Raw genomic sequence first — 24,155 nt, forward strand, 5'->3', positions numbered from 1 at the left:
AAGAAAAAAAAAAAAAAAGCACCCAGCTCCCCCCCCCCTGGCCGTCCCCCCCCCACCGCTGTGTTGGCCTTCAACACGCTCAGGCGCACGGCACGGCATGCGCGCCTATGGTGCGGCCGGTCACGCCCCCAGAACGCGCAGAACCGGTGGTAGGGCGGCCTCGATCTGTTCCTGCATCCGGGAGAAGACCTCCGGACCCTGACCGATCGGATCCACCACCTCGGCCTCTGCTGCCGGCCGCGGCAGCTCCAGCCCTCGCTTGGCAGCCAGCACTGGCCCCAGCGCCGCCAGCCATCCGCGGGGTCCAAGCTCCCGGGAAGGAAGCTCGTCGTTGGAGACCTTGCCTGCAAGCTGAGCCAGGTCGATCAGGGTGTGGGTGCGGGCAAGCCCCTTGGGCCACATCCGGGTGACCAGTTTGCGGTGCTCTCGTGAGGCGACGATCACCAGCTGCTGGTCCGCAAGGATTTCTTTGCTGAGCTGGCGGGCAATGAAGTCCGCTCCGCTCCCACCCCGCCCCTCCAGCAGGGCCAAGGACTGCGGCTCCATTCCGGATCCCTCCAGGGCCCCGGTGCCGGCGCTTCGCACCTCGAAGGCCCCGGCGCCCCAGACCCGGTCAAGCTCGCCCTGCAGACGGCGCTCCAGATAGGGCGAGCGGCACACGTTGCCGGTGCAGACGGTGAGGATTCGCGCTGGGGAAGTCATGCCCCCACCCTAGTCGGCTGGCGTGGTCACGCGCGCTTCGTGACTACCGCGCGCACGGTCCCGAGGAGAATCCTCAGGTCTCCCACCAACGATCGGTTCGCCACGTACTCCGCATACCCTTGCGCCTTGCGGGGTAGCAAGACCTCCACGTAGTACCGCTCGGGGTCATCTTGCTGCGCCAGCAGCTCCGACTCGTTGCGGAACTCCACACTCATCGGATCGGTGATTCCCGGGCGGACGGAGAGGATCTGGTCCCGCAGTTCCTCAGGCCACTGGGCAACATACTTGGCCACCTCCGGGCGGGGGCCCACCAGGCTCATCCTGCCTTCCACGACATCAATCAGCTGGGGCAGTTCATCCAGCTTGCTGGCCCTCAGCAGACGTCCCACCCTGGTCACCCGGTTGTCACCAGCCACCGTCACCAACGCCCCACCAGCGGAGGGGCGCATGGTACGAAATTTGCGGATCCGGAAGGTCTCGCCGTGCAGGCCAACGCGCTCCTGGCGGAAGAAGACGCCGCCTCGGGATTCGGCTGCCACTGCGGCGGCTGACACGACCATCACAGGTGCCGTCACGGCCAAGAGCGCCGTGGCACCGCAGAGATCGAAGGCTCGCTTGGCATCCATCAGCCCAGCAACTCCCGGACCGCGCTGATCACCCGGCTGACCTGCTGGTCGGTCATGGTGGAGAAGATCGGCAGACTGACGGCTCGGGTGAAGGCGTCCGCGGCCACCGGGAACTGCTCCGGAGACAGCTTCCCGCTGTCCCGCCAGTAGGGGTGCAGGTGGAGCGGAATGAAGTGCACGCTGCACAAGATCCCGCGGGCGGACATCTGCTCGATGAACTCGTTGCGGGAGATGGGCGCCTCGTCCAACAGCCGCAGCACGAAGAGGTGCCAGGAGTGGCTGGATCCCTCCGCCGCATCCGCGTCCACCGGGAGCTGGACGGGCAGATCTGCAAAGGCCTCCAGGTAGCGCGCAGCGATGGAGGCGCGCGCATCCCGCATCTGCCCTGCCCGACGCAGCTGTACGCGGCCCATGGCTGCCGCGGTGTCGGTCAGGTTGTACTTGAAGCCGGGAGCCACCACTTCGTACTGCCACGAGGGCTTGTCACTGGTGTACCGGTCAAAGACGTCGCGGCTGATGCCATGAAGTCTCATGGTGCGCATCCGCGTGGCCAGATCCGAGTGCCGGGTGACCACCATGCCGCCCTCGCCGGTGGTCATGGTCTTGGTGGCGTAGAAGCTGTAGACAATGCAGTCGCTCTCCCCAAGACCGACCCGGACCCCCTTGTTGGTTGTCGGGTGGGCGTGGGCGGCGTCCTCCACCACCCGGAGCTTGTTGCACCGGGCGAAGTCGGCCAGGGCTTCCCGGTCCACGGCCAGCCCAGCAAAGTGCACCGGCATCACCAGCTTGGTGCGCTCGCTGACTGCCCGTTGGGCTGCCTCAAGGTCAATGTTCAGGCTTTCGGGAAGGACGTCCACCATCACGGGGGTAGCACCGCAGTAGCGCACCACCTCGGCCGTGGACGTGAAGGTCCAGTCCGGCACCAGGACCTCGTCCCCCGGCTGGATCCCCAAGGACTCCAGCGCCAGATGCAGACCGGCGGTAGCGGAGTTGACGGCGATGGCCTGCAGGGAGGGGTCCCCCAACTCCTCCACAAACTCCTTCTCGAAGGAGGCGGAGTTGGGCCCAGTGGTCAACCAGCCTGAGCGAAGGGTCTGCGAGACCGCTTCAATCTCTTCCTCACCGATGTCCGGTACGGCGAACGGAATTCGATCTTCTGCAGTCATTTCCAACCACCTCATCCTGGTCTGTCCCGAAGAACCCCCGTTCTTCTGGCTACACTAGCGATTGCCGACCTGCTGGCAAACACGACATACATAGTCGAGACGGCCCCTTACCCCCCGAGAGGAGGCCAGATGAGGCTTGGCCTGCTCACGCAGTGGTACGACCCCGAACCCGGCCCCGCGGCCCTTCCCGGAACCCTCGCCCGGGGGCTGCGGGAGCGCGGGCATGAGGTGCATGTGCTGACGGGATTTCCGAACTACCCCACCGGCCAGGTCGCGGAGGGTTATCGGATCCGTCCTTGGCAGCGCGAGGAGCTGGATGGTGTCCGGGTGACCCGGGTGCCGCTCTTTCCATCACACAAGGCTTCAGCTGCCTCACGGATGCTCACCTACGGCAGCTTCGGGGCCACCGCGGCTACCCTCGGGTTGCCCAGCCTGCGCGGACTCGACGCCCTCTGGGTGAACTACTCCCCGGTCACGCTGGCGCCGGCAATGCTCTTGGCCACAAAGGCACTGCGGGTACCCAGCGTGTGCCACGTGGCGGACCTGTGGCCCGACACTCTGGCCGCCTCCGGTGTTGACGAGTCTTCCGCCGTGGGCCGGTGGGCCATGAAGGGTAGTGGCGCTGCCGCCGACGCCATGTACCGGGCAGCTAGCTTCGTCAGCTACATCTCCCCAGGGGTCCACCAAGCGCTGCGAGACCGTGGCGTCCCGGAGGGGAAGTTGGCCTACACCCCGATGTGGGCCAATGAAGACCTCTTCCGGCCTGGCGCTGAACCGATGCGAGCGGAGCTCGGGCTGGGTGCAGACCAAACTGTGCTGATCTATGCCGGATCCATCGGAGAAGCCCAAGGTTTGCAGACCTTGGTGGAAGCCTGCGGCCTGGTGGATGATCCCCGCTTCGTCTGTTTGATTGCTGGCTCCGGTACCTCGGAACAGACGTTGAAGGATCGCGCCTCCCAGCTCCCCCGCCGCAACGTGCGCTTCTTGGGGAGAATTGCCCCGGAGCGAATGTCCAACCTGTTGGCCACGGCAGACGCCGCCTACATCGGGTTGAATGAGCACCCGCTGGCGCAGATGACCATGCCGAGCAAGACCCAGGCCACACTGGGCGCTGGCTGCCCCCTGCTGGTGGCTGGCCGTGGTGATGTGGCCCAGGTAGCCCGGGACAGTCAGGCGGGTTGGACCGTTCCCAGCGGGGACGCACGGGCACTGGCCGCCGCCATCCGGGAGATGTGCGCCACCGAGCGCGAGACCCTGACAGACTTGGGCCATCAGGCTCGCCGCTACTACGAAGAGACGTTCGCGGTCCGCGCGGGTGTCGACCGGTTGGAGAAGCTGCTCGTTGCGGCGGCTTCCGGAAGGAAGAATCAGTGAGCACCCTTGACCTGAACCAGAGCACCGTCGCCATCACCGGCGGCACCGGCTCCTTCGGCTCCACCATGGCCAGGCACCTGCTGGCCAATGGCGCGGAGCGCGTGCACATCCTCAGCCGGGATGAGGCCAAGCAAGACCAGATGCGGCGGGACTTCAACGACGAACGGTTGAAGTTCTACGTCGGTGACGTCCGGGATGCCGACTCGGTTCTGGATGCACTGCGCGGCTGCGATTACGTCTTCCACGCGGCGGCCCTGAAGCAGGTTCCCTCCTGCGAGTTCTTCCCCCAGCAGGCGGTCAAGACCAACGTGGTCGGCTCGCACAATGTGATTGAGGCAGCAGCCCGCACTGATGTGAAGTCCGTTGTCTGCCTCTCCACCGACAAGGCCGTCTACCCCGTGAACGCCATGGGCATGTCCAAGGCACTGATGGAGAAGACTGCCCAGGCCTTCGCCCGAAACAACCCGGAGTCCGACCTCACCGTCTCCGTCACCCGCTACGGCAACGTGATGTACTCCCGCGGTTCGGTGATCCCGCTGTTCATCAACCAGCTGCGGGCCGGCAAGCCCCTGACCATCACGGACCCCGAGATGACTCGCTTCCTGATGAGCCTGGACGAGTCGGTTGACCTGGTGCTGCACGCCTTCGAGAATGCCGAGCCCGGTGACCTGTTCGTCCGCAAGGCCCCCGCCTCCACGGTCGAGGTGCTGGCCCGCGCCGTAGCTTCGCTGTTTGGCAACGATGACCCGCAGATCGACGTCATCGGCGTGCGGCACGGCGAGAAGCAGCACGAAACCCTGCTCAGTTTTGAGGAGGTTGTCCGTTCCTCCGACGAGGGTGACTACTTCCGAGTGCCGCTGGACGCGCGTTCCCTGCAGTACGAGAAGTATTTTGATGAGGGCATGGAGACTCGGATGCGCCCCACGGAAGCCTACGACTCCTCCAACACCGATCAGCTCGACGTGGAGGGCACCAAGGAGCTGCTCAAGAAGCTCCCCGAGATCCAGAAGCTGATGGAGACCGGACTGTGAAGATCCTGCTGACCGGCGCCGGGGGCTTCCTCGGCTGGCACACCCGCGTCCGGCTGGACGCGCTGACCGATTACGAGGTGGTGGCCGTCACCCGGGAGAACTGGAGTGAGCTGGCTTCCTTGGCAGAAGGTTGCGAGGCAATCATCCACATCGCCGGCATCAACCGCGCGAGCGATGAAGAGGTGGAAGCGGGCAACCTGGCCCTGGCCCAGGACGTCGCCGCGGCCGCCCGCGAGGCCGGCGTACGCCGGATTGTCTACGCCAACAGCATCCAGGCGGAGAAGGACAACCCCTATGGCCGCGGCAAGGCGGCGGCGGCCACGGCTCTGGCCCAGACACGCGTGGAGCTGGTGGACGTCCTTCTGCCCAACCTGTTCGGCGAGTACGGCCGCCCCGGTTACAACTCCTTCGTCGCCACCTTTGCCCACGCCGTGGCGCAGGACACTCCCCCGTCCGAGGTCAACGACAACCCGATTGGCCTGCTGCACGTCCAGGAAGCTGCCCAGGTGTTGATGGACGGCCTCACGGGCCCCACTGGGCAGGTCCGCCCCGAGGCTCACCAGACCACCGTGGTGGAGGTGCTGGAGAAGCTCAAGAGCTACCGTGAGACCTACCGCACGGGTGACATCCCGGCGCTGCTCACCGACTTTGACGTGAACCTGTTCAACACCCTGCGCGGCGCCCTGTTCCCGCAGGCCTACCCCATTGCCTTGACCCCGCACAGCGATGACCGCGGCCGTCTGGTGGAGACCGTGCGCAGCCACGGCGGGCAGGGCCAGACCTTCGTCAGCACCACCAAGCCCGGCATCACCCGCGGCGAGCACTACCATCTGGGCAAGATCGAGCGTTTCGTGGTGCTGGGCGGCAAGGCCCGGATCAGCCTTCGCAAGGTCTTTGGTGATGACGTGATCGACTTCGACGTCGACGGCGAACAGCCGATGGCCATCGACATGCCCACGCTGTGGATCCACAACATCACCAATACCGGCGACACCGAGCTGCTGACACAGTTCTGGACGCACACCCTGTTTGACCCCGAGAATCCGGACACCTTCTGGCAGAAGGTGCGCCTGCCCGAGGAGGACATCGCGTGACTACCACCGCCGCCCTGCATCCGGCCGACATTGAGTCCGTCGTAGAACTCCACCGACGGGCCTTCCCCGACTTCTTCCTCAGTCAGCTTGGGCCCAATTTCTTGGCCCAGTTCTACAAGGGATTCCTCACCGATCCCACGGCCGTGACCGTGGTGGCTCACGATGAGGCCGGCAAGGTGCTCGGTGCAGTGGTCGGAACCACCCAACCGGCTGGCTTCTTCAGCCGACTCCTGAAGCGCCGTCTGCTCGGCTTTGTGGGGGCGAGCGCCCAGGCCGCTGCGCAGGATCCAAAGCGGATTCCGCGTCTGGCCCGAGGCGTTCTCTACCGCGGTGAGGCTGGCGAACGCGTCGAGGGAGCCCTGCTCTCCTCCATCTGCGTGGATCCCGCCACTCAGGGCTCCGGCGTGGGAAAGCTCTTGATTGAGGCCTGGTGCGCGGAGGCTCGCATGCGCGGGGCTCAGCGCGCCTTCCTCACCACCGATGCTGCAGACAACGAGGCCACCAACGGCTTCTACCAGCGCAATGGCTGGACATTGACCAAGGAGTTCTCGACGCCCGAGGGGCGAGCGATGAACCGCTATGAGAAGGAACTGTGATGGGCAACAAGCTCAAGGTGATGACCGTCGTCGGGACCCGGCCAGAACTGATCCGCCTGTCCCGGGTGCTGGCGCGCCTGGACGAGACGGTCGATCACGTGCTGGTCCACACCGGACAGAACTACGACTACACGCTCAACCAGGTCTTCTTTGATGACCTGGGCATCCGGCAGCCCGACCACATGCTCGGCGTCGACACCTCCTCACTTGGCCACGTGTTGGGCGAAACTCTGATCAAGACCGAGGAGGTTCTGAATCAGGAGAAGCCCGACGCCCTGCTGGTGCTGGGCGACACTAACTCCTGCATCGCCGCCGTGATGGCCAAGCGCAAGCGCATCCCCGTCTACCACATGGAAGCCGGCAACCGGTGCTTCGACGAGAACGTGCCCGAGGAGACGAATCGTCGTCTGGTGGATCACGTGGCCGATTTCAATCTGGTCTACACGGAGCACGCCAGGCGCAATCTGCTCGGTGAGGGCCTACACCCCCGCCGGATCCTGCTCACCGGTTCGCCCATGCGCGAGGTGCTGAACCACTACCGGGCCCAGATTGACGCCAGCGACGTGCTCCAGCGCCTGGAATTGAAGGACCGCGGATACTTCTTGGTGAGCGCCCATCGCGAAGAAAACGTGGACTCACCCGAGCGTCTGCGCCAGTTGGTGGAATGCCTGCAGTGCGTGCATGACGCATTCAACCTGCCGGTCTTTGTCTCCACCCACCCGCGCACCCGCAAGCGGTTGGAAGCTCTGGAAGACTGGGCCGCCCCCGAGGGGATCATCTTCCATGACCCGCTGGGCTTTCATGACTACAACCATCTGCAGCTGCACAGCGCCTGCGTGCTGAGCGATTCCGGCACCATCGCCGAGGAGTCCACCATCTTGGGCTTCCCCGCGATCACGCTTCGGGACTCGATCGAACGGCCAGAGGCCTTGGACACGTCCGGCATCATCATGACCGGCCTCAACCCAGACGACGTCGAGGCCGCCGTCCGAGACGTGATGGACCGACCCAATCCCCCAGCCTCGGCCGAGAGTCGCACCCTTCCGGCCGACTACGGCATCGACAACACGTCGGACCGCACGGTGCGCTTCATCATGTCTACCGCTCGTCGTCACGCCAGCTGGTCGGGGCTGCGAGCATGAGCACCGAGAAGCCGAGAGTCCTCGTCGTTGCGTTCGATGTCTTTGAGAAGTCCACACGCGCCCGGAAGTACTGCCGTGTGTATCGCTCTTCGGAAGCGCACGTTCAATACCTTGGCATGTCCAGCCCGGGTCGGAGTGGCCGATGGGGAGAAGCTGGCAGCCGAATTGATGACGGCGTCGTCATCGAACAGGTGGCGATGCGTCCCCCAAGCGGGGGCACGAGCAAGGGAGTTCAGGCGCGAAACCTCACGCTATCTTACATTCCAGCTTTGTCGCGCATGGCCAAGTTTCTGTGGAGGCATCCCGCTGACGTCGTTCACGTCGTAGGCGCCCCATTGGCCCTACTTGGGATTCTCCACAGGATGCGCCACCGCTCGAGATTCGTTCTGGATGTCCAAGAGCGGCCCGGGGCGGTAGCCACCCCTGGATCACTGAGCTCCCTTTTTGCGCACACCGAAAGCGCAATCCTCCGGCTATCCGCCCAGTTCGCTTCGGCAGCCACTGTTGTCACACCGCCCGACGTGAATGCCCTCCGTCACTACGGATTCTCCAACATCGCGCTGGTGCGCAACGCGCCCTTGACCACGTGGCGGTCGCCTTATCGCCCACCCAACCACCCGCGCCCCGTGACGACCTTTGCGTGCATCGGAACAATCTTTGAGGGTCGCTCGTTTGAAGCGCTGATTGACGCCACCGCTGAGCTCGCAAAGAAGGTGCCAATTAGGGTGGCCATCAGCGGAACTGGCTCAGAAAAATACTTGTCTGAACTTCGCGATAGGGCAGCGAATAACGGCGCAGATGCAAGCATTGATTGGCTGGGATGGGTATCAGCCGACGAGGTTTGCGATCGCTACTTGGACGCTGACGTCGGGATTGCCTTCTATGACACCGCCGTGAGCGGAAACGACGGACTATCCAACAAGATCATGGAATGCGTAGCTGCGGGAAGGCCGGTTCTATGCACCAATGCGCCGCTCAATAGCCAGTTCATCAACGAACTGAAGGTGGGGTGGACGACTGCATCGGACGCGACCTCGATTGCCGCAACCATGGAAGAGATTGCGCGTCAATCATCCCTCGTCGAGATCGCTGGCCATTGCCGAAATGTCGGCGACACTCAACTCAACTGGGAAGCTGAGTTCGCGCCCATCCTCCAGCGGGTGCTGGGTGAAGAAATGCAAGAAGGCCAAGCGTGAACAACCAACTTGCAATTGGCCCGGCGAACTTCGCGGGCCAAGCGACGGCTTGGGCTAGAGCCGCCTCAAGCCAACTAGACCTTCCGGCATGGTCGTTCAGCCGACTCCGCTCCTTTAACTTTCCGAGCGACCGAAGCCTGCCACCACTCTGCAGTCGATTCGAGCCGCGTCAACCGGTCAGCTCGCCTAGCGTGACGGAAGCACTGGCGGACGCCACACATATCGCCCTCGATGGCTTCCTCCCCCTCTCTGGCGGCACGGTCGCTGGCAGCCTACGAAAAGACATCCGGGAACTACAGGGACAAGGATGCCAACTGGCCCTGATCGCCCACGGTTCGGACATCCGGAATCCCATTTCACATCTGCGCCGGGTCCGCCACTCGTGGTGGCGGAGCGCAGGTATCAAATACTTCAGCCAGACACTCCGAGTGGCTGTGGCAAATCAAGCCCTCCTCAAGAGAACTGAGCTCCCTCTCTTTGTGTCGACGCCCGACCTCCTTCACGACATCCCCGCAGCGATCTGGCTTCCGCTTACCATAGACCCCCAGCGGTTTTCCAGAATCCCACGCGCTTTCGAGCACGAGGGTCCCCCCCGCGTCTTGCATCTACCGACCCGCCGACAGCCTGCTATCAAGGGAAGTGACGAAATCATCCCGGTACTCCGCAACCTACACTCCAAGGGGCTCATCGAATTCCAGGAATCCGAGCCCGTACCGCATGATGAGTTTATCCGTCTGATTTCCCACGCAGACATCGTCGTGGACCAAATCTTGTGCGATGCCTATGGAGCTACCGCGGTAGAATCCATGGCGGCAGGACGGCTAACCATCTCCTCACTATTGACCACACGAGAGCTGCTCCCCGAAGACCCGCCAATCATTGATGCCACCCCCGACAACTTTGAACACGTCATCCGAGAAGCGGTGGGCGACACAGAGCACGCCAAGGCCTTGGCCGCGGCTGGACCTGCCTACGTCTCGGCTGTTCACGATGGGCGCAGAGCCGCAGCAGCACTCGCTCATTTCGTAAGCTGAGAATTCTCAGAGCGCCAACCATTCTTCGCCGTCCCAGAAGAATTCCACCGACGTGTTGGGAGGAACATTCCAAGCGCCAACCCCGTTTATCTTGTGCCCACCCTTCGCAATCACTGATCGAGTTAGTCCAGCATCATTGCGATTGAACACCACAACCGACCAGGTTGGATTAATCTCAGAAGCATCGGGCATAACAACGGCACCTTGAGTTGCGGCAGTCCCAGACTGAAGATGAACGAAGTCATCCGAAGCCAGGCACTGGTATCTTTCACTGCCCACCCGCACATAGCCAGCCTTAGAACTCCCATCCACCCGCCCCCAACCGGCTGGCCCCCTCCGATAGTTCTCCACTTCGCTGGACGGGACACCACGCCCGGCGAGGCTATGAAATGACCCTCGTAGGATATTGCAGGTATCCACCAGGATTCTCGTTCCATAGGTTCCTTGGTAGGCGGTGATGGAATTAACACCACCCTGAATCATTAGAATCACTGGATTCTTTGCCGAATATGATCCAAAACGGCACTCTTCGAACCTGTTGCCATGCACCTCAGAACCCTCCCCCAGTACCACCTGGCGAAGCTCTGTACGCCCGTTATAGTTCGCATATCCGTCCTCCATGTATATTCCCATGAAGACATTCCCTACGCAGTTGTCGTCCAGGAAGACAACAGCACCCCGCGTCCTTGTAGCAGCCGGAATTGAGCCCTGATCTGGATAATCTCGAACGAGACTCATATCTACGTTATTCTGCGTAACGCCGCCAATGAATACGTTCGAATGACACTGCACCATCCGAATCGCGAAGTCACGGCATGTCTCAATATCAACACCCACAAAAGTATTGCCATTGAAAGCATACGTTCCTTGCACGCCCACTGCACAAGAAACTATGTGGAGCTGATAAAAGTTTCCCACGGAGCATGATCCACCCAGCCCAACGCCGAACGCAGCGATCGTCACGTCAAGGAGCCTCGGACGAACTGGAAACCCGACACTGGTCTTATCTTCTGTTGATACCTTGCCGAGCGCAATCCCGACCCAGGACTCCAATTCTGACCATTCGGTGGAGTGCAGCCCCAAAGGCCCAAACAGCCCTATCCCAGAGAGGATTGGACCGTCTTCCTTCCCCGGCTGCTTGGATCCGCTTGGGTCCACGACATTGAGCGCAATCTTCTGTTGTGGGGTGTTCTTGTGGGGGCCCGATATCCAAATCCTTGTCCCCGATGAACGATGAGCATAGCTCATCGATCCCATACTCAATCCCCACTGCAAGCGATTGGTAGGAGGAGTCTGAATCCCATCCCCAATCATCCTTAAGTTGAAATCTATATCCGGAAAGGCGGACATCCGATAGACCCCAGTTGGCCAGTAAATCGTCGCATCACGATCCTTGGCATCCGTGATCAATGCGTCACGAGCAGCGCTACAGTCTCTGGTTCCAGTTGGATCACAGTTGTACGGTTCCGCCGTAGCAATCAACATGGGATTTGCAGAGATCTCCGTAGAACCCGTGTCTTGAGCGGCTATCCTGACAGCAGCGAGCGTCGCTATTGATCCACCCGCCGCTGCCAAGAGCCCTCTACGCTTGAATCCAGAATCGTTGTCGTCAACCACGGGGCCTCCTCCGACAGGGAACATGGGGAAACGCGCAGGTTACCACGTTGAGAGAAGCCTGCGGCTGCTTATGGCACCGAGCACACTGGCGCCAACTCCAATAATCAAGCCCGCCATCATTTCCAACAGTGGCCCAGGCAGGAGCGACCTCACGACGGGCGCCAAGAGAACTCCTGTGCTCGCCGCGACAATGGGCACAACCGCAGACAAAGCAGAGCCCATGGTGAGGAGCACCGCCGCGATCGCGGTCAGTGCCATCGACAGCAGGTAGCCCCAAGCAATTAGCTGGGGCTGGCTGCCTGGCATTCGGTAAGCCGCCGCCCAAAGGATCACGCCCAGAACAGTCCCTCCCACGCTAGTCATCGCTGACAGCCTCACCCCGCCGCGGGACTTGGCTGTCAGCAGAGCCACCTGGGGAGCCGCCATGGATGTCGCCAAGATGGCTGTCACCATCGGCGGCACCATCACCGCGGCAGGCACAAACTCTCGACCCCAAACGATGGTCATGAGCTCGGGAGCGAACCAAGAGATCATGAGAAACAGTGGGCACAGCACACTTGCGAGCGCGCTCGAGGCGCGCTGGGCCAAGGTCTGCGCCGCCACTCCCTCACCTGCCCCAACAGAAATTGCCAGTCTCGGATACAAGGCTGACGTGACTGCGCTGGCAATGAAGGACAAGGGGGTACTGATTGAAAAGGCCGAGGCTGCCAACCCAGCCGCCTTCACTCCCCCATCGAGCCTGGCGAACAGGATGGTCCCTTGGAAAACCCCAGAACTCGCCAAGCCGGCAGCCGTCCCAAGTGCAACGAACTCAGATGCTTCGCGCCCGATCGGCATCCATCGCCGCTCGAGCCGTGGGAAGAAGTAGAGTGCATAGAAGATAAGGCCCGCTCCTTGCGGGACGAGCACCCATCCGCCCGTAACACCCAGCAGCGCCAAGCCACAGGCACCAACCACTCCGAGTACCCCAGCAGCCACCTCGATGATTACACCCTCGCTGCTGCGCCGCTGAACGAAGCACCATGGACGCGTGATGGCGTAACCACAGGCGCCCAACGTCATGACCAATGCAGGAATCACCTCGCGCATGCCCAGCGTCAACCCAATCCAGCACGCCACGCCAGATGCCAGCGCCGCGGTCAGCAAGGCCGCTCTCGTGAGCAAGCCCGTAGATATGGCCTGCTCCGCATTCTCATCCTCCCGCCCCTGGGCGTGGGCGACAAACTTGGAGAGCGCGGCGCCTAAGGCGGTTGGCCCCAAAAGGGCCGCAGTGAATGCAACTGCCGAAATGGTCCCAATCTGACCAACTGAGTCAACGCCCCCGATCCGGCCGACTGCCAAGTTCGCAAGCAGTCGTGACATTCCTTGAGCCGCGACGCCCATGATGCTCGACGCAACGATCTGTCTAAGACTCACCTGAAGCCTCGCTGCTGCTCGCCACATCTGCCAGAACGGCAGCCAACGCAAGTTCCAACCACCAACCTGGATCCGCTAAAATGGAGCTCGCTGTCAAGCCTCCCAGCAGGGCGGACCCCAGTGCGAAGAGACTCAATGCAGCAAGACTCGGATGGGTCCCCAAACCCTGCCAAGCAGACTTCAGAACAGTGAAGACCAATAGGAGCAACAAGGCCGCTGGAACAGCCCCATAGGCCACAGCGACCTCCAAGAAGCTGTTGTGGATGTTGGTAATAGTTAGAACGTTTCCGCTCACCGATTGGCTAGCCTCGAACGCACCCGGACCAATACCGAAACCAACGGACTGGATCAAGGCTAGGATCGCACGCTTGGCGATCTCAAGACGCAGCTGGTTACTCTGGCTGCTTCCGTCGAAGTAGACACCCTCAGAAAAGTGGTCCAAGAAGTTCGTTGCCATCGCAGCAATGACAGCCAGCAAGGCGAGAATCACTACCTTCGGGACTATCTCGCTAAACCTTCCTCTTGCTCGCAGCGAGATCAGGACGGTGCCCGTCAAAGCAAGAGCCAACAACGCCGTTCGACTGAAAGTGAGTAAGGACAGCGCGCCTAACAACAATCCTGAGAAAAGCAAGAGCCTCCCCCAACCCGAACGTGCGTGGGCCGTCACCAGCAACACCCCGACGAGAACCACCGTGTGAGCCGCGAAATTGTTTGGATTCACAAACGTGGCACCAAGCGCCGCGCCCGTAGGCCACGGACGGCCCGCCAAGGTCTCAAGATGCAGCCCTGTTCGCCACTCGACGAGAGCCACGGCACTAATCACCAAGGCAGCGAGCACGAGTCCACGCAATAGGTGCACAAGCCGACGCTGAGACCCCGCAATCACTAGAATCACGGAGCTCGCTCCCAGAGCGCCGACGGCTTGAGCGAATGCCCTCCTCGCGTCCGTGGTCTCGGCGGGAAGCCAGAAGATACTCTCCAAGGTTACCAGCATGCACAGCGCCACGGCGATGCGCGAACTCCGCCCCAGATCCTTCCAAACGTCGAAGATCGTCACGGTGGAGACCAGAGCCAGAACGACGGTCAGCGCACGATGCAGGTGCCACTGGCCCGGAACGCCCGGATTCAGCGAGAGCCAAATGGTTCCGTACGCGGCGATCGGCATGAGCGTTAACGCTAACGGGGCCCACCCTACGTCGGGAGCCTGAGCATGCGTCATCGGGGCGTCGGGAGGTGTGCGGCTCGGGTTACGCGTGGTTCGTCTGGGCACCGCGACACCGCCGGAGGATCGCCTTAGAGATGCTGACATACAGAACAGTCTAGAGTGCCAAGCGCGGAGGCCCAGCTCCATACACTCCTTGATCAAGCAGCGTCTGAGCCATGACGCCAGCCCTCTCGGGTAGCATGCCCTTCAGCTCACTTGGCACTTCCGCCCCAAACGGCGCGGCCGCCCGTCCATGACTTCGAGTCTGCTGAGAAGTTCACTTGTCTCATCCTCAGAGTCATCTCGGCGCGTCCAACAGCCCTAAGATTCGAATCCCCTCCCCCGAATCTCAGAGAGTTCAAAGATGAGCGAAGACCAGTTTCCCCAAGCCAATCGGAGAGCGCTGCTCGGCGTTGGCGGCGCGGCAGCCACCCTCGCCGCACTGAGCCTTGCGAGCCCTGCTGCGGCAGCGCCGGCAGGTGGCGTAGGCGCCCTGGATGCCACGGCGAGCCCCTACAACTGCGATCCCAAGGGCGTCACTGATTGCACTACGGCTCGCGACCAATTGTTGGCCGATGCAAAGTCTACGGGAAAGGCCATCTACTGGCCCTCCGGCGTCTATGCAATGTCCGCCTTCCCCAACATCGACTTCAATCTCCGAATGTTCGGGGACGGAATTCAGACTCCGTCCAATAATCGCCCGCATTGGGGTGGAAACTTGCTCTCTTCAAGTTACGCCCACAGGAGCTTCGGGAGTCGACTCCTGATTACCAATCCCCATCCCAGTACCCCCGATCAAAAGATTGGGATCAACGTCATTGACACGACGAAGGCAAATCCACCCGGAAACTTCGATGGTCCGATCATTTCGGGTCTGGGAATCTTCGGCCCTCACCCATACAACTCGACGGATTGGTCCGCCCTGGAGCCTTGGGTTGGGCTAGCTCTCGGAACTGTCTCGACATCCGACAAGTCGAGCATTGGGCACCCCCTTCGCCCCCGGCTGACGGACGTCACAGTCGCCACCTTCGGAATCGGAATGGCGGGTTCTTGCTCGGTCGGAAACTTCGCTCAACTGCACATCGTGGCTTGTTGCACTGGCCTGCAAGGAACCGCCTCCTTCAATGGGAACACATTCACCGGAATCAATATCGAGACATGTCGCGATTACGCGATACGCTTAGTCCAAGGACATTCCAACTCCTTCTGGGGAGGTGTCACCCAGAACAATGTCGACATGACTCGAAAGACCGCGGAAGCAGCATTCGGCGGAATTCCTGCCGCTACGCGAACCACCGGGGCAGCGATCTCGCTGGATGACAGTTGTGTCGGGAATATCTTCTCTGGAATCTACATGGAGGATGGGTACGACAACCAAGACGGCACGACACAGCTGCGTCAGATCGTCTTGGGCCCAAACATCAGCGTCTACGGGAACCACTTTATCGAATGCCGCTTCGGCTCCAACGCGGCAAAGAACCCCGTGGTCTTGATGCAGCGTGGCAACAATAACTACATCTCCGCATATCAGGGAGCCTATTCAACGAAGGTCTACACCGAAGGGGTCAACGTACTCCGTGGCGTCTTTCCGACCTTGGCAGGAAACGGCCTCGCCTACAGCCATGTCGAGAACTACTACCAAGGTGGACAGGGCTGGTACATCATTGAGCCCACGCCACAGAGAAGGCGCTACGTCAACGCCAGCTACTCCCCGTACACCTGTCGCTTGACCGATCAGATCGTCTACACGCGCACAGTCGCGTCAACCGCTGGGAACGCCATTACGCTCGTGGACTCGGCCTCAGTTATCCCCACTTGGTCCGTGGTGATCTACAACGAGAGTACTGACGGGACGTCCAAGACCGTCCAGACTGCGGATGGCACCAGGATCAACTCGGCAACCTCATGGAAAATCCCTGCCAACTCTTCGATCGAGTTCCTATGGAATGGAACACAGTGGTTGACCATGTAGGAGACAAACCCGGCACCGGCTGGTGACGAGGGCAAGGCGCCTGAGTGTGGAGACCTAATCTCGACACCTCAGGCACTCGCTTTTCCACCTCAGGACAATAGGAGGAGCAAGGGTTACTCGCTAACGCTGCGCTAAGGCTCGATCGAGCAGAGCGTTGGAGACTTCTGAGCCGACCAACTCAGTATCCCAATGACTTCCATCAGGACGAGCAAGCTTCTCACCTTCGACAGTGTCATCGCAAAGATCTGAACCGAATCCTGTAGGCGTGGGCTCCGTCAACTTTCGACAAGCAACATCATCCATGGAAATCGTGCGGATTCGATCGTCTCGGCGAGCACGCTCCGTGATCAACTTGTTCCAGTGCACCCGTAGTTCATCCTGCTCAACCATGCGACGCAAGAACGGGTGGCAGTCTTCGGGCGTGCATCGACTGAGCATCCCAACTCCCGGCGGCTCGGTTTGCACCACCACAACAGCGGCCCCTTCCACGGTCAAGCGATCAATCGCATCGTCGAAGTCAGCAAGTTGGGCCTGCCAAAACGCATCGTCCCCTGCCCGCAGCAGCTTGCCATCCTGGTATCGGTCCGCGATCTCGTAGCGCGACCACCAGATGACAGTTCTAGGGTGCATGCTCGCCAGCCCTTGGGCTTGAGTGCGCCGCACATCCGAGCACTTTGCACCCTCGCGGTCATCTTCGGAGACCACCTGGTGGACTCCTAGCGGGGAGCACCCTCCGGCTGTCGCTGAGCCCACGATGATTCCTCGCTCCTTAGCCGTGGCCGCGAGAACGGGCAGGAGCCGTAGAGGTACCGAGTCGCCAACCATCATGACCTCAACGGGCTTAGGGAGGAGAGACGTGGGAAGCACAAGCCGCGCGACTGGCGCCAAGGGGGTCCCCCCTAGGGGCGAAACCATGAGCGATAGCGTCGCCATGGAGATGCCGGCGACCACGAAGGTCCCTGGTGAGCGACCATCCCGCGGGGTGCTCTTGAGAATCGGCTGCTCAAACAGGCGGTAACTCAGGGATGCCAACATTACCGTCGCGACAATTACGACCAAAGCCCTCGCAGGGCTAAACGCCGCATGAGTCTCGAACCAGACAGCCAAGGGCCAATGCCAGAGGTAGATTCCATACGAGATCCTCCCGAGGTACGCGATGGGCCCCCAAGCGAGAATCTTGGAGAGTGCCCAGGCCGGCGCCCGAGTCACACCAATCATCAGTGCAGCCACCGCAATACTGAAGAAAACCGCGCCACCGTTGAAGTAGAAGGAGGATGGCCCGACCATCCGCATGAAAAGAATCGGACCGACAATCAAACCAAACCACCCAAATAGCTTTGCGTTTTTCTTGAAGAAATTCTCAACTGAAGCCCAAGACGAAAGCATCGCTACACCGGCCCCCAACAATGGCTCGAATGCCTTCGAATCCGTCCCCATATAAGCTCGATCAGGGGATTCGGACGATTGATATAGCACCGCAAGAAGCGTTGCGGAGGCAATCAGAATCAGGACGCAAACCACCAAAACTTCCCCGATAAACCCTTGGCGATCTCGATGCATCCCAGTCCGATCACGGAGCCACACTATGGGCTTCGCTTCCAACTTCCAGACGAGGCCAGCGAGCAGCGAAGTAGCCAACAATATGAGGGGCCAAAGCAAATAAAATTGCTCCTCCACGGCTAGGGACCACATATGCAGCAGCGGAGATTGAGTCCCATCGGAACTGAAGTAGCTCCCCGCTTGCATGAAGCGCCAGTTTGCTACGTAAAACAAGGTCGCGAATGTGTCCCCTGCCAACATGGGGCGCCGATAATCGAGCGCAGCTGTCCACGTCCACACGACAACCACCAAGAGGATTAGCATCGCGGCCGGCATGAGTCGTCGAACGCGCCGCGTCCAGAACCGAATCAAATTGATGCGGCCGTTCTTCTGCAGTTCACGAACCAAGCCCGATGTGATCAAGTACCCTGACAAAACAAAGAACACATCGACGCCCAAGAATCCAGCTGCCATACCGGGCACTGAAACATGGAACAAGACCACCAAGAATACTGCGATAGTGCGTAGCCCGTCGAGGGCGTCGATTCGAGCCACCGCTGCGGACGGGGGTGTCGGGGCATCATCCACAGGATTGGCATGCTTCATCGTGGCTCCAGACGGGACGCGGGGAGAGATTGGGTGTAGCCAAGCCTAGACGAATTGCTCGCGAGCCGATTGGTGTCCTTCCGCTCCGGAGTGTGCCCATCTCCCGCGCTTCCTCCAGTGCGCGGGTGCGCCGAAGGTCAGTGATCCCCTCGCCTGGCCCAGATCGTCCGACTGCTGGCAGCAGGTGACTGGACGCCCCCCATAGGGCAAACTGAACCTATGAGTCGCATCATAGGAGCCGACGTAGCCCTGGCATCCGTCGCAGTCGCAACGGTGGCTCTAGCTGCAATCGCTAGTACGGGCTATTCCGTCCGCGCCTACCCAACAAGTACCGTCAGCGTCGCTGCCGCCGACACAGAGCCCACCCCGACGTCTTCCACCACCCCGAGTGGGGGCTCGGCATCCCGAAAGCCCCCGAAGCTTCCAGCAGACAGCGTCGCAACGCTGGGCGTACTTGGTGACAGCACCAGCAACAGCACCAGTGAGTGGGTCAACGAGCTAGGGTCCTACTTCGGCATGAAGCGGAGAACAGAAGTCCGTCGAATCAACCAAGGCGACCCGAACAGTTACAACGATCCGATGCGCTACGGCGATGTCGATCCGCCATTGGCCATTTGGAATGCTTCTACGGAGGCACATCTTGACCTGACGACCGACACCGCAAAGCGCAAGTTCCCGTCGCCCCCCACCTTGATCCTTATCAGCCAAGGGCGTGACTCGGAACTGAGCACGGCTCCTGAGAGGCTCTCCACCGAGGTTGCCGTCCTTCAGCGAACGTTCCCGAAGGCGTCCATCGCCGTCGTGCTTCAGCCCGTCGGCACAGACGATCCAAAGAAGGATGTCCTGACCGCGGTCCGCTCGTGGGCGACGGAGCAGGGGCTCCCCACCATTGACGTAGACAAGGCCTTCAAGGCCTCCGGCAAGGGTGAAGCCATCTTGGAGCCCGATGGCACTATCACGGCCGATGGACAGGTTTTCTGGGCGTCCACGGTGTACAAGGCAATCTCTGCAGGGTGACTTGGGGAGGCTCTTCCCCTTCGCCAAGCTCGGGGAGCACCGCACGGCCATGGACAGCTCGGGGATCCGGGGATCCACTCGGGGATCGTCTGTAGTTCCTGAGAGCGCGCTGGGAAAACGTTCGGGGGGTGAACCTTTGCGCGACTAGCTTCACACCTGAACTACACCGCGTAGTTCTGACGGAAGGAAGTGCGCATGGTGGAGCCGAGCCCCGGCCAGGATCCGTCGGTGGTCAGCAATCCATTTGCCGAGCGCCTCTCAGCGGCAATCGCTGAGCGACGGTTGTCCCTCGCGCGTGTGCAGGCCAAGCTGGAGGCGCTGGATCACCACATCTCCGTAGCCTCGCTCAGCTACTGGTCCACCGGACGGTCCATGCCCACCCGCTCCCGCTCCTACGGAATCGTCCAGGCGCTGGAGGGCATCCTGCAGGTGGAGGACGGCCACTTGACCGAGGCCATCGTCGCAGGCCCTCAGGAGTATGCGATGGCAGCCATCATGAACCGTCAGGAGTTGCTGACAGACCTCCTGCAGGAGCACGACCTGCCCAACGCCAACATGTTTGAGAAGGACGTCATCTCCCACTCCGTGACGATTGATCGGGACGGCTGCGAGCGCAGCATGGTCACGCGGATGGTGCTGCGGGCCAGGAACTCCGGCGCGCAGCGGTGGGCCATCATCGTGGAGCGGGTCGGCCCGCGGGACATCGAAGCCTCCGGGGACGCGACGGCACCGCTACTGCGACAGATCCGGATAGCCCCTGACCTGACCGCCCTGGAGTTCGGGCTGGACCACCCTCTGGAGCGTGGCGAGGCCCTGCTGGCTCAGCACGAGATCCACTTCCCGGCCGGCAACCCGCCCGTGGATTCCTCGGGCTTCTCGCTGCGGGCTCCCCTGAAGACCTTGTCCTTGCGCGTGGAGTTCCTGGACCAGTTGCCTCCGCGGCTCTTCCGCACCTTCCAGGCCCCTGGAGCGGACGAGCCGGTCCGGTTGGAACAGTCCCTGCTGATCCGGGCTCGCGTGGCACACTGCGTGATCCACGACGCAACCCCCGGAACACACGCCATCGGCTGGGAGTGGTGACCTGCTCCTTCGACGGCTCGGGGGTCGCGATGGGGCTATGGGGCCTCGACAAGCTGGGGCCATGTCCGGGACCACGACCGCCTTTCAGCTGACGGTGAGGGCGCACATCCGCTCGACTGCCGGCAGCACTCTGGCCAACAGCTCTCGCGTTCCGGGAATCCCGTCCTGCTGGGCCTTCACCTGTTCCACGGCTTGAGGTAGCCGAGCGGCAAGGTCTTCCACCCTGGCCAGACCTCGGTCCACACCCAATGAGTTGATCTCGAAGAAGCGTCGCCACTGAGCTTGCCTCACCATCCCGAACTGACGCTCACCCCCGATGGACATGGCTGCCTTGCGCTGGTGCATGATCCCCTCGCCGTCGACGTCATAGGGCAAGGAACTGGCAATGTCATACAGCGGAGCCAGCTGTGCCGCCCCACCAGAGAGCAGCACCGAGTAGTTCCGTGCGTGCCCATCAGGTGCCCCCAACAGATAGGTTGCCACCAAGGCATCCACAAACCTGTCACGCGACGCCTCATCCGCCCGAGTGGCCAGGGCTTCCACCACGTCCTTGGCATGGGGCCCGCCGTCCCTCTCGTAGGGGTAGAGGTTCCCCAAGGCCTGGCACATGTCCTCCGCATGCAGCCGGCGGACCTCGCCCCCAGCCCCCAGCCGATCAAACCGTCGCTCCACGATGGCGCCACGGCCCTCGAACTCCAGGTACTGCGACGCGGCCACCGGCAGCCCCGCCGCGGCCAAGATGCGCAGGCACAGATGCTCATTGAGCGCTTGGTGCTTCACTCCGGAGACCCCGGGTTTCACGATGTGGGTGGAGGCAGCACTTCCGCGTGGGTCCGCCCAACCCGCCGCGGTGCGGGTCAACGTGAACTTGGACTGGCCCCCGCCGATGCTCCACCGCTCATCGGCAATCTGCCAGGACGCCTCATCGTGGACAAAGCGAGCCAGGCGCTCAGCGATCCAGCCGTCGTCCACCGGCACCAGCTCGGCTGTCTGCCCTTGGATACGGTCCACCTCATCTGCCCAACAAGCCCGCACGGCCCCCGGACAGTCCAACCCCACCACGGACAGCAGAGCCACCGGATTGCGGGGGTTCACGCCACCTCGCTGGGCAATCCGGAGCCGAACCGTCCGGTCCGCCGGTAGCAGTCCCACCAGCCAACTGGTGACGATTCGATTGGTGTAGGGCCGCTCAGACAGGGGCATCGACAGGCTGAGCGGTGTGGCTTCCTCCGACGCCAAGTACTCGTCGGCATACCGGAACTCCAGCCCGGGTCCTTGGTGGATGGTCCCGGCGCGCTGCTCCCCCAAGAAGATGGCCAAGTCCTTCGCCATGGTTCACCACTCCTGGTTCTCCACCAGCGCCAACAGTTCCTGCGAACCAGCCGGCGCCTGGTGCTCAATGAGGTCGACGTGCACGGACAAGGCACGCAACACGGCGAAGAGCTTGTCCACCTGCGCGCCCGGGTGGCCGGATTCAACCTGGATGAGCCAACGACGGGACACGTGCGCCTGTGCCGCCAGCTCCGCCTGGGTGAGCCCGCGCGCAGCGCGCAGCCGAGCAACCTCCCGCCCCAGCTCGATATGGTTCCGGATATCCATGTGACCGCTCCGTGACATTGCCAGATGTGAACGTACGATTACATTAGCAGATGTCAGGGAACGGTCACTCCTGCGCCTCACGACAGCCAGCGGCCACGCTGAACCCATCCTCACGGCAGGGTGCACGTCCGACTCGCACGGGCCCGTGCTGCGCCACATGCCCGTGGTAGCCCGACGTGCACCGTCGCACTCAGGACCCAGGGACGCCCCTCAGGCACCCGCCCAGTAGGCCTCCAGCGCCCGCTTCAGGAACCACGGGTCCTCCACCCCACACAGTTCCCGGGCGGAGTGCATGCTGAGCAGCGGGATGCCAACGTCGACGGTCAGGATCCCCAGCCGGGTGGCAGTCAGCGGGCCGATCGTCGAGCCGCAGGGCACCGCATTGCTGCCGACGAAGGCCTGGGTGGGCACGTCGGCCTGCTCACACGCGCGCTTCCACAGCGCTCCCCCGGACCCGTCTGTGGCGTAGCGCTGGTTGCCGTTGATCTTGAGCAGCGGGCCGGCGTTGAGCTGCGGATGGTTGTTGGGGTCATGCATGTGCACGTAGTTGGGGTGCACGGCATGGCCGGCGTCGGCGCTCAGGCACGACGAGCGGGCCAGCATCGCGCGGTAGTCGGCGCCCTCCACGCCCAGGCCCGACGCCAGCCGCACCAGCACGTCCTCCAGGAAGGGGCCGCAGGCCCCGGAGCGGGTGGAGCTGCCCACCTCCTCATGGTCAAAGGCCGCCAGCACCACCACGTCGTCGCCGGGGGCGACGTCCAGCAACGCCTGCAGGCTGGCGTAGACGCTGGACAGGTTGTCCATCCGCGACGACGCGAAGAACTCCTCGTCGGGGCCGAAGACGGCCGGTGCCTCGGTGGGGAAGGCCAACACGTCGTGGTGGGCCAGTTCGCTGACGTCGATCCGGGCCACCCGGCAGAGGTACTCCTCGATGTCCAGGGTGGGATCCAGCGAGTAGAAGGGCATCAGGTGCTGCTGGCGGTCCAGGTGCAGGTTGTCATTGACCGTGCGGTCCAGGTGCGGCGCCAGCTGCGGGATCCGGGCAATGGGGCCGGTCCTGACCAGGGTGACGGTGCCGTCGATGGTGACCAGCCGGCCGGCCAACCCCAGCTCCCGATCCAACCAGGAATTGTTCAACGGGCCGCCGTAGACCTCCATCCCGCACTGCTGCCAGCCCGCGGAATTGCTGGTGGGATTGGGCTTCAGCTTGAAACTGGGGGAATCGGTGTGGCTGCCGACAATCCGGAAGCCGGAGGTGTCCGTGAGTGCGTCGGGCACCAGCCAGGCGATCAACGCGCCGTCGCGGATGGTGAACTGCGCATTGCCGACGCTGTCCCAGGGTTGCTTCTCGTCCAGCTCGGTGAAACCAGCACCACGCAACTGCTCAGCCATGGTGGCGACGGCGTGGTAACTGGTGGGCGAGGCGGAGATGAAGTCAGCGAAGGTTCCGATGAAGTCGAGGGCAGCGTCACTGGGCATGGGCCCAGTATCTCAGGCGGCATCGCTCCCCACCATGCTCAGCGACCTGCCCTCGTACGCGCTCGCAGGGCTTGCGTGCTGCACTCATCCTCGAAGCAGTTGGCACCCGAGACGACGATGGCGCTGCCCTGGTCCGGGCGGTCCACCAGGAAGCAACGGTGCCCGACGTCTGCAACCTGACGGATGGTGGCCGGCCGGAAGGAGGTGGCGCACCGGTCGGTGGTGGTGGGCAGGGCGGCGAGATTCTGGTCGATCCCTTCGCAGGTGCTGGCGTCATTCGGGATGGTCACGGCCGTACCCAGGACGCGGACCGCGATGGTTGGCACGGACTGCAGGTACAGGTCATTGTCCCCGTGGAAGCCGGGGTCACTCTGGTGGACTTCACTGACCGCGGCGTCCGGATCGATGGTGATTCCGCACCAGCCCTCCAGCTTCTGGGCCGGCCAGCCCGGGCCCGATGAACAGGCCGTCAGGGCCAGCGTCACTGCCCCCGCGGCGATGAGGGCTGCTGCTCGTCGGGTCATGGGCCCATGATGGCCCGTCGCCGGCTCGACGGACATCTGCCCGTGGACCCAATCGGGTACCTCCCCGGGATGCGGCCACTCCTGCAGGACGCCGAGGCCGCAGGGTCCGCAGGTCCGCACAGGCAGAACGGCGCCCTCAGG

20 protein-coding genes are annotated in these 24,155 nt (G+C 62.4%); 9 read left to right on the forward strand and 11 right to left on the reverse strand.

Features of this window, described 5'->3' with window-relative positions:
- Nucleotides 1-120 precede the first annotated feature (120 nt).
- The 3 genes from AAEX60_RS14980 to AAEX60_RS14990 are packed head-to-tail and all read right to left on the reverse strand — an operon-like array spanning nucleotide 121 to nucleotide 2,494.
- Entirely contained in the window at nucleotides 121-702 is a 582-nt protein-coding gene (locus tag AAEX60_RS14980; RefSeq protein ID WP_342104518.1) for an arsenate reductase/protein-tyrosine-phosphatase family protein, read from the reverse strand.
- A gap of 26 nt (nucleotides 703-728) precedes the next feature.
- Nucleotides 729-1,328: a sugar transferase gene (locus AAEX60_RS14985; RefSeq protein WP_342104521.1), complete on the reverse strand. Its 600-nt coding sequence runs from the start codon at nucleotides 1,326-1,328 to the stop codon at nucleotides 729-731.
- The gene (locus AAEX60_RS14990; RefSeq protein ID WP_342104523.1) at nucleotides 1,328-2,494 is read right to left on the reverse strand and encodes a DegT/DnrJ/EryC1/StrS family aminotransferase; all 1,167 of its coding nucleotides are present in this window, start codon (nucleotides 2,492-2,494) and stop codon (nucleotides 1,328-1,330) included. Before AAEX60_RS14990 ends, AAEX60_RS14985 begins: the two co-directional genes overlap by 1 nt.
- 129 nt (nucleotides 2,495-2,623) lie before the next feature.
- Between AAEX60_RS14990 and AAEX60_RS14995 the strand changes: the two genes are divergently transcribed.
- The 6 genes from AAEX60_RS14995 to AAEX60_RS15020 are packed head-to-tail and all read left to right on the forward strand — an operon-like array spanning nucleotide 2,624 to nucleotide 8,927.
- A complete protein-coding gene (locus AAEX60_RS14995) occupies nucleotides 2,624-3,868 on the forward strand; it encodes a glycosyltransferase family 4 protein (protein WP_342104524.1) in 1,245 nt (414 codons plus the stop codon).
- Nucleotides 3,865-4,899 (forward strand): SDR family NAD(P)-dependent oxidoreductase, encoded by a 1,035-nt coding sequence (locus tag AAEX60_RS15000; protein ID WP_342104526.1) that lies wholly within the window; start codon nucleotides 3,865-3,867, stop codon nucleotides 4,897-4,899. The genes AAEX60_RS14995 and AAEX60_RS15000 overlap by 4 nt, the downstream gene beginning before the upstream one ends.
- Nucleotides 4,896-5,993, forward strand: coding sequence for a polysaccharide biosynthesis C-terminal domain-containing protein (locus AAEX60_RS15005; protein WP_342104528.1), 1,098 nt, complete (start codon nucleotides 4,896-4,898; stop codon nucleotides 5,991-5,993). The genes AAEX60_RS15000 and AAEX60_RS15005 overlap by 4 nt, the downstream gene beginning before the upstream one ends.
- The gene (locus tag AAEX60_RS15010; RefSeq protein WP_342104532.1) at nucleotides 5,990-6,589 is read left to right on the forward strand and encodes a GNAT family N-acetyltransferase; all 600 of its coding nucleotides are present in this window, start codon (nucleotides 5,990-5,992) and stop codon (nucleotides 6,587-6,589) included. The genes AAEX60_RS15005 and AAEX60_RS15010 overlap by 4 nt, the downstream gene beginning before the upstream one ends.
- A complete protein-coding gene (gene wecB, locus AAEX60_RS15015; RefSeq protein ID WP_342104535.1) occupies nucleotides 6,589-7,731 on the forward strand; it encodes a non-hydrolyzing UDP-N-acetylglucosamine 2-epimerase in 1,143 nt (380 codons plus the stop codon). The genes AAEX60_RS15010 and wecB overlap by 1 nt, the downstream gene beginning before the upstream one ends.
- Nucleotides 7,728-8,927 carry a glycosyltransferase gene (locus AAEX60_RS15020; RefSeq protein WP_342104536.1) on the forward strand — a complete coding sequence of 400 codons (1,200 nt, stop codon included), beginning with the start codon at nucleotides 7,728-7,730 and terminating at the stop codon, nucleotides 8,925-8,927. Before wecB ends, AAEX60_RS15020 begins: the two co-directional genes overlap by 4 nt.
- A gap of 1,040 nt (nucleotides 8,928-9,967) precedes the next feature.
- Here AAEX60_RS15020 and AAEX60_RS15025 read toward each other — a convergent pair.
- Genes AAEX60_RS15025 through AAEX60_RS15035 form a run of 3 tightly spaced genes read right to left on the reverse strand, consistent with a single transcriptional unit; the run spans nucleotide 9,968 to nucleotide 14,159 of the window.
- Entirely contained in the window at nucleotides 9,968-11,578 is a 1,611-nt protein-coding gene (locus AAEX60_RS15025) for a hypothetical protein (protein ID WP_342104537.1), read from the reverse strand.
- A 39-nt stretch (nucleotides 11,579-11,617) separates the two neighbouring features.
- Entirely contained in the window at nucleotides 11,618-12,994 is a 1,377-nt protein-coding gene (locus AAEX60_RS15030) for a lipopolysaccharide biosynthesis protein (protein ID WP_342104538.1), read from the reverse strand.
- Nucleotides 12,984-14,159: an O-antigen ligase family protein gene (locus tag AAEX60_RS15035; RefSeq protein ID WP_342104539.1), complete on the reverse strand. Its 1,176-nt coding sequence runs from the start codon at nucleotides 14,157-14,159 to the stop codon at nucleotides 12,984-12,986. Before AAEX60_RS15035 ends, AAEX60_RS15030 begins: the two co-directional genes overlap by 11 nt.
- 403 nt (nucleotides 14,160-14,562) lie before the next feature.
- On the opposite strand from AAEX60_RS15035, the gene AAEX60_RS15040 reads away from it, so the two are divergent.
- Nucleotides 14,563-16,170, forward strand: a complete 1,608-nt coding sequence (locus tag AAEX60_RS15040; protein WP_342104541.1) for a hypothetical protein — start codon at nucleotides 14,563-14,565, stop codon at nucleotides 16,168-16,170.
- Between the two features lie 120 nt (nucleotides 16,171-16,290).
- Here the strand turns inward: AAEX60_RS15040 and AAEX60_RS15045 are convergent, their stop codons facing one another.
- Complete coding sequence (locus AAEX60_RS15045) at nucleotides 16,291-18,315, reverse strand: acyltransferase family protein (RefSeq protein WP_342104543.1); 2,025 nt, start codon at nucleotides 18,313-18,315, stop codon at nucleotides 16,291-16,293.
- Between the two features lie 219 nt (nucleotides 18,316-18,534).
- Between AAEX60_RS15045 and AAEX60_RS15050 the strand changes: the two genes are divergently transcribed.
- Nucleotides 18,535-19,332 carry an SGNH/GDSL hydrolase family protein gene (locus AAEX60_RS15050; RefSeq protein ID WP_342104544.1) on the forward strand — a complete coding sequence of 266 codons (798 nt, stop codon included), beginning with the start codon at nucleotides 18,535-18,537 and terminating at the stop codon, nucleotides 19,330-19,332.
- 195 nt (nucleotides 19,333-19,527) lie between these two features.
- Complete coding sequence (locus AAEX60_RS15055; protein WP_342104546.1) at nucleotides 19,528-20,412, forward strand: hypothetical protein; 885 nt, start codon at nucleotides 19,528-19,530, stop codon at nucleotides 20,410-20,412.
- A gap of 84 nt (nucleotides 20,413-20,496) precedes the next feature.
- Here the strand turns inward: AAEX60_RS15055 and AAEX60_RS15060 are convergent, their stop codons facing one another.
- The 4 genes from AAEX60_RS15060 to AAEX60_RS15075 all read right to left on the reverse strand — a co-directional run bounded on the left by AAEX60_RS15060 (nucleotide 20,497) and on the right by AAEX60_RS15075 (nucleotide 24,014).
- Nucleotides 20,497-21,744: a HipA domain-containing protein gene (locus AAEX60_RS15060; RefSeq protein ID WP_342104548.1), complete on the reverse strand. Its 1,248-nt coding sequence runs from the start codon at nucleotides 21,742-21,744 to the stop codon at nucleotides 20,497-20,499.
- A gap of 3 nt (nucleotides 21,745-21,747) precedes the next feature.
- Entirely contained in the window at nucleotides 21,748-22,011 is a 264-nt protein-coding gene (locus AAEX60_RS15065) for a helix-turn-helix domain-containing protein (RefSeq protein WP_342104550.1), read from the reverse strand.
- Between the two features lie 210 nt (nucleotides 22,012-22,221).
- Nucleotides 22,222-23,490: a M18 family aminopeptidase gene (locus AAEX60_RS15070; protein ID WP_342104552.1), complete on the reverse strand. Its 1,269-nt coding sequence runs from the start codon at nucleotides 23,488-23,490 to the stop codon at nucleotides 22,222-22,224.
- A 38-nt stretch (nucleotides 23,491-23,528) separates the two neighbouring features.
- Nucleotides 23,529-24,014: a hypothetical protein gene (locus tag AAEX60_RS15075; protein ID WP_342104554.1), complete on the reverse strand. Its 486-nt coding sequence runs from the start codon at nucleotides 24,012-24,014 to the stop codon at nucleotides 23,529-23,531.
- Nucleotides 24,015-24,155: the final 141 nt, after the last annotated feature.

Origin of the sequence: Luteococcus sp. H101 (assembly GCF_038433155.1) — a bacterium.
GTDB lineage: Bacteria > Actinomycetota > Actinomycetes > Propionibacteriales > Propionibacteriaceae > Luteococcus.

What these genes read in the sequence shown, in the direction of transcription:
- AAEX60_RS15045 (WP_342104543.1), bottom strand. Translation starts at nt 18,315, where the DNA reads ATGAAGCATGCCAATCCTGTGGATGATGCCCCGACACCCCCGTCCGCA.
- AAEX60_RS15020 (WP_342104536.1), top strand. Translation starts at nt 7,728, where the DNA reads ATGAGCACCGAGAAGCCGAGAGTCCTCGTCGTTGCGTTCGATGTCTTT.
- AAEX60_RS14985 (WP_342104521.1), bottom strand. Translation starts at nt 1,328, where the DNA reads ATGGATGCCAAGCGAGCCTTCGATCTCTGCGGTGCCACGGCGCTCTTG.
- AAEX60_RS14995 (WP_342104524.1), top strand. Translation starts at nt 2,624, where the DNA reads ATGAGGCTTGGCCTGCTCACGCAGTGGTACGACCCCGAACCCGGCCCC.
- AAEX60_RS14990 (WP_342104523.1), bottom strand. Translation starts at nt 2,494, where the DNA reads ATGACTGCAGAAGATCGAATTCCGTTCGCCGTACCGGACATCGGTGAG.
- AAEX60_RS15040 (WP_342104541.1), top strand. Translation starts at nt 14,563, where the DNA reads ATGAGCGAAGACCAGTTTCCCCAAGCCAATCGGAGAGCGCTGCTCGGC.
- AAEX60_RS15055 (WP_342104546.1), top strand. Translation starts at nt 19,528, where the DNA reads ATGGTGGAGCCGAGCCCCGGCCAGGATCCGTCGGTGGTCAGCAATCCA.
- AAEX60_RS15075 (WP_342104554.1), bottom strand. Translation starts at nt 24,014, where the DNA reads ATGACCCGACGAGCAGCAGCCCTCATCGCCGCGGGGGCAGTGACGCTG.
- AAEX60_RS15035 (WP_342104539.1), bottom strand. Translation starts at nt 14,159, where the DNA reads ATGCCGATCGCCGCGTACGGAACCATTTGGCTCTCGCTGAATCCGGGC.
- AAEX60_RS15070 (WP_342104552.1), bottom strand. Translation starts at nt 23,490, where the DNA reads ATGCCCAGTGACGCTGCCCTCGACTTCATCGGAACCTTCGCTGACTTC.
- AAEX60_RS15060 (WP_342104548.1), bottom strand. Translation starts at nt 21,744, where the DNA reads ATGGCGAAGGACTTGGCCATCTTCTTGGGGGAGCAGCGCGCCGGGACC.
- wecB (WP_342104535.1), top strand. Translation starts at nt 6,589, where the DNA reads ATGGGCAACAAGCTCAAGGTGATGACCGTCGTCGGGACCCGGCCAGAA.
- AAEX60_RS14980 (WP_342104518.1), bottom strand. Translation starts at nt 702, where the DNA reads ATGACTTCCCCAGCGCGAATCCTCACCGTCTGCACCGGCAACGTGTGC.
- AAEX60_RS15050 (WP_342104544.1), top strand. Translation starts at nt 18,535, where the DNA reads ATGAGTCGCATCATAGGAGCCGACGTAGCCCTGGCATCCGTCGCAGTC.
- AAEX60_RS15065 (WP_342104550.1), bottom strand. Translation starts at nt 22,011, where the DNA reads ATGGATATCCGGAACCATATCGAGCTGGGGCGGGAGGTTGCTCGGCTG.